We start from the raw sequence: 4,617 nt of genomic DNA on the forward strand, positions 1-4,617 counted from the left end.
GGTTCGTTTTCTGATTTTGAAATTACTGTAAATAAAACTGAATACAATCTGAATGGGACTAATTGGGATGCCTTTCAGGAGGTATCAAAACCAAAATTTGAGTTGCGTTTTTATGATGATGATATCGCCTATATATATTTTAGAATGTTTATGCCACCGCAAGATTTCATGCAGTTTATGGATTCTGCTTTTACAGTAATCTCTGAAAAACAAATAAATTATTTGATTATAGATAATCTCAGTGGTGGCGGTTTAACAGACCTTGCAGATTCGCTGATGTCATATTTTACGGATAAACCATATGGCATGCTCGAGAAAAAAATGATAAAAATAAGCTCCTCAACGAAGGAATTTATTGAGGACAAAAAATCAAAGGGATATATTCAGGAAGGTTATTTTATTGAGGAATATTCAAGCCATATCTCTGCTCGTGAAAGGCGGTTCACCGGTTCAACTTATATTTTAACAGGGCCTTTGTCGTACTCTGCTGCAACAAGTTTCTCCTCAGCAGCAAGGTGTTACCAGAGTGCATTTTTGGTAGGAGAAGAAACCGGACAACCATTGGTAAGCAATGGTGATCAGGACCAATTTATGTTACCCGAAACAAAAATGTTTTGTATAACAGCTCTCTCGAAAGTTTATATGGCTTGCCACAATAATGACGATGTCAATGGAGTGTTTCCTGATTATCCCGTAACACCAACAATCGATGATTTACTTTTGGATAAAGAATACACATTAGAATACACTTTAAAATTGATTAGAGAAAATAAGGAAAGGAAATAATTACGCTGCTTAACAATGTATAAAAATAATAGCCGGGATAGCAGTAAAATCAAGGTTTGTAGCCCGCTTCAAAATTGTAACGGCTTGATAAGTTTGAAGCCCGCAATCGCCTACTTTCCATATACGAAACGTTAAAATAAACCATTGATTCATAAGGGAGTAAGGTTAAAAGAACCATTTGGATGGCCCTGGTTAGTAAGGTAATTAGGTTAAGACGGACCTGGTTGCTTCAGCTTATTACCTTAATAAACAAGCGATTATACATCAACATCAACATCAACCTCAACCTTAATCTCAACCTTAACCTTATTTCCTTATTTTCCCTTAGCAATAATGCCCTGCATACTGATTTCGGGATGGCCTGAAATCAATAGCCTTAGCCTTGAGGCTATGGGATCGAGGGCATTACACCCTCAGGGGGTTTTAACCCAAATAGGAAAAGGTTTGGGCTAAAGCCCCCGAACCAGGGTTCATTCTGGGCACCCGGCATAAACGCCGGGCCTATTGATGTCCTGGGCGGGGTGGGATCTTTTTCGGTAAATGACAGGCAGAATAACCAAATGAACGTGCGCCTTTATGAAAGTCAAATCATAGAGGAGCTAAGAAAGCTATCATATTCCAAAGAGAAATTTGGGTTTTAGTTTTTAACGCAACGAATGGAAAAAGCGGCTTTTTTCCCGAAAACAATACGTTGCGAGCTACTGCTATCGTAAAACAGGTAGTGGCTCCAGGCGCTGGTTTCATCAACATCGCCGGAAGAGCGCCAGTAAGCGTATATTCCCATATAGTCGAAGTTGCCACTGCTGTAGCGCATCCCTGCCGGAAGTGCTGTGAAACCCGTGGCATTTCTTTTTTCAGGGAAATCATTATTACCCACCGCGCCAGCTGTTGTTGAACCCGCCCATCCGGAAGCAGAGGCCAAAGCTTTTGCAATTTTGTTGCCACTGCTGGTATTGTCAAAGTTAAATCCACCGGCAACCAGGTAGTTTTCCATGGTGGTCCACTCTGTTTCGCTTGGTACATGCCAACCTGCAGGGCAAACATTTCGGCTGTCGTTCACCACGTGCCAGGTGTATAGCCTTCCGTATAATGCCACATTACCCTCGTTGCCGCCGGCTGGCCAATGGTATTTTGGCAGGTCTTCTTCGGTAATGTTTAATGAAACCGGCTGGGTGGTGCCAATGGGGTCGCCATTACTATACCTTGTAGTTTTAAGGTTTTCGGCCATCCAAACCTGGGTTCCGATCGTAACCGTATTGTATACATTGCCATCAATATCGGTAAGCCCCTCAAGGGTTTCAAACATTATTTCATTGCCATAAACAGTTCCTGCGCTGTTGGTGGCATAGGCCTTGACATAATAAGTGGTTTTTGGCAAAAGATTGGCGAGCTTGCTGGCGAAGGTTCCTGTTCCGGCATTCTGAGAGGTAATGCCTTCATTTTGCTCAAGCGTAGGGTTGGCTGAATGGCTCCAAACTAAACCTCTTGCAATGATGGGGGTGCCCCCGTCATCCGTAATATTTCCTCCGCTACTGGCACTTTTAGCTGTGATTTCCGTTGCTTCAAAAGTGATCAGGGTGGGGGGGAATAAGACAGGCTCTTCTTCCTGGCAAGAAGGGAAAAACAGACCCGAAAAGGAAAGGATAACCAGAAAAATACATTTCTTGAATTTATTATTTTTCATAGAAGTTGAAGTCTTTGACACAGCTTTAATTCAAGGCTAATGTATTTTGATAAAAATAAATTTTGAACCGGGTATTTAATGCCAGTAAAAATGAAATCATTAAACGGCAAAAACTTAATGCTTGTTCAATTTAAATAGTCAATTCAGGAGTCAGGTGGACTGGGTTGTCACACCGATATCATCAAAAAGAGGAAGTGACAATATTGATAATATTGATAATATTGATAATTTCTCAGCGGGGGAACAGGGGAGCCGCAGAAAAGAGAAAGTTATCGTTTTTATCGTTTTTATCGTTTCTCAAGAAAACCGGAGGGATCAAGGTTTAAGGTTTCAGGTTCAAGGTTCAAGGTTCAAGGTTCAAGGTTTAAGGTTTCGGGTTTAAGGTTTAAGGTTCCGGGTTTCAGGTAATCGGCTCATTATCACATCAGCAAATCAGCACATCAGCACATCCTCCATTTGTGTTCATTGACTTAAAATTTGGGTGAATTTGTGGAGAAAAAAATGACCCGTTGATTAGTTGAAAAGTTGAAAAGTTGAATAGTTGAAAAGTTGAAAAGTTGAAAAGTTGAGAAATCCCTTAACCTTGAATCCGCTGGCTAGCGGACAAGCTCTTAAACCTTAAACCAGAAACCCACTTGATTCTTTGTTGCAAAATATGCAACGAATAATTTTTTTATGCAACGATTAATGTGTATATTCGTTGCAAAATATGAAACGAATGATTGCCTATATCCATCAGCATCCCCAATGGCCGAACTTCAGATGGAGGATTGAAGACCTTGTCCCTTTGCTTGGTGAAGCAAGAAATCTTCAGGGCCGCTTAATGGGGAAAATGGAATCGCTGGGTTTTGAATTGAGAAATGAGGCAGTGCTTGAAACCCTGACCCTGGACGTCATTAAAACATCGGAAATTGAAGGGGAAATCTTTCATCCTGAGGAGGTTCGTTCGTCCATTGCCAGGCGTCTGGGAATTGAGATTGCAGGCTCCGTGGACTCTGACCGGAACGTGGATGGGGTGGTGGATATGATGCTTGATGCCACGCAAAATTGTTTTGAACCCTTAACCCGCGAAAGGCTTTTTGACTGGCACGCTGCTTTGTTTCCTGCAGGAAGAAGTGGCATGCAGAAAATTACCGTTGCCGGCTGGCGTAAGGATACCACGGGACCCATGCATGTCGTATCAGGGGCAATGGGAAAGGAGAGAGTGCATTTTCAGGCCCCTCATTCTGATCTGGTGGAAAAGGAAATGAAGGAATTCTTGCGATGGTTCAACAATAAGGATCAAGCAGACCTGGTGATCAAAGCTGCCATAGCCCATTTTTGGTTCGTCACCATTCACCCGTTTGAGGATGGGAATGGCCGCATGGCCAGGGCGCTGGCTGATCTGTTGCTGGCCCGGTCAGATAAAAGCAAACAACGGTTTTACAGCATGTCGGCTCAAATCAGGCAGGAAAGAAAAGCGTATTATGCCATCCTTGAAAAAACACAAAAAGGAGATCTGGATATTACGGATTGGATTCAATGGTTTTTGCAATGCCTGATCCATGCTTTGCATGCGTCAGATTCAATTCTTACGCGTGTCCTGGTCAAGGCTGATTTCTGGAACCAACACGCAAGGACTATCTTCAATGAAAGACAGAAAAAGCTGATAAATAAGCTCCTGGATGGCTTTGAGGGGAAGCTGACCTCTTCGAAATGGGCAAAAATTGCAAAATGCTCGAAATACACGGCCATTCGCGACATCAACGATTTGCTGAGCAAGGGCGTTTTGAAAAAAGAAGAAGCGGGAGGGCGAAGCACCCATTACCAATTGGATATTAATGGTTAATGGTTTTTTGGGTGTCGGGTATCGGGTATTAGGTTTTGGCTGTTGGCCTTTAGCTTTTAGCTATTAGCTTTTGGCTGTTGGCCTTTAGCTTTTAGCTATTAGCTTTTGGCAAGAAAGTTTGCTAATCAGCACATTATCATATCAGCATATCAGCACATTAGCACATTCTCCATTTGTGTTCATTGACTTAAAATTTGGGTGAATTTGTGGAGAAAAATGCCCTGAAAAAAGGACCTCCCCCCAACCCCCTCCAAAGGGGGAGTCCGTGCCTGCAATTCCAAAACCCCGACAACAATGATAACAATGACAACCATGACAA

3 protein-coding genes are annotated in these 4,617 nt (G+C 42.4%); 2 read left to right on the top strand and 1 reads right to left on the bottom strand.

Annotated features, from left to right (window positions below; all coding sequences use genetic code 11):
• On the top strand, positions 1 to 786 hold a 786-nt coding region (locus tag V2I46_05575; protein MEE4176961.1), incomplete at its 5' end, for a S41 family peptidase.
• A 637-nt stretch (positions 787 to 1,423) separates the two neighbouring features.
• Here V2I46_05575 and V2I46_05580 read toward each other — a convergent pair.
• On the bottom strand, positions 1,424 to 2,470 hold the full coding sequence (locus V2I46_05580; protein ID MEE4176962.1) for a fibrobacter succinogenes major paralogous domain-containing protein: 1,047 nt from the start codon (positions 2,468 to 2,470) through the stop codon (positions 1,424 to 1,426).
• Positions 2,471 to 3,179: 709 nt separating this feature from the next.
• Here V2I46_05580 and V2I46_05585 point away from each other — a divergent pair.
• Positions 3,180 to 4,298 carry a Fic family protein gene (locus V2I46_05585; protein MEE4176963.1) on the top strand — a complete coding sequence of 373 codons (1,119 nt, stop codon included), beginning with the start codon at positions 3,180 to 3,182 and terminating at the stop codon, positions 4,296 to 4,298.
• Positions 4,299 to 4,617: the final 319 nt, after the last annotated feature.

Source organism: Bacteroides sp. (assembly GCA_036351255.1).
Lineage (GTDB): Bacteria > Bacteroidota > Bacteroidia > Bacteroidales > UBA7960 > UBA7960.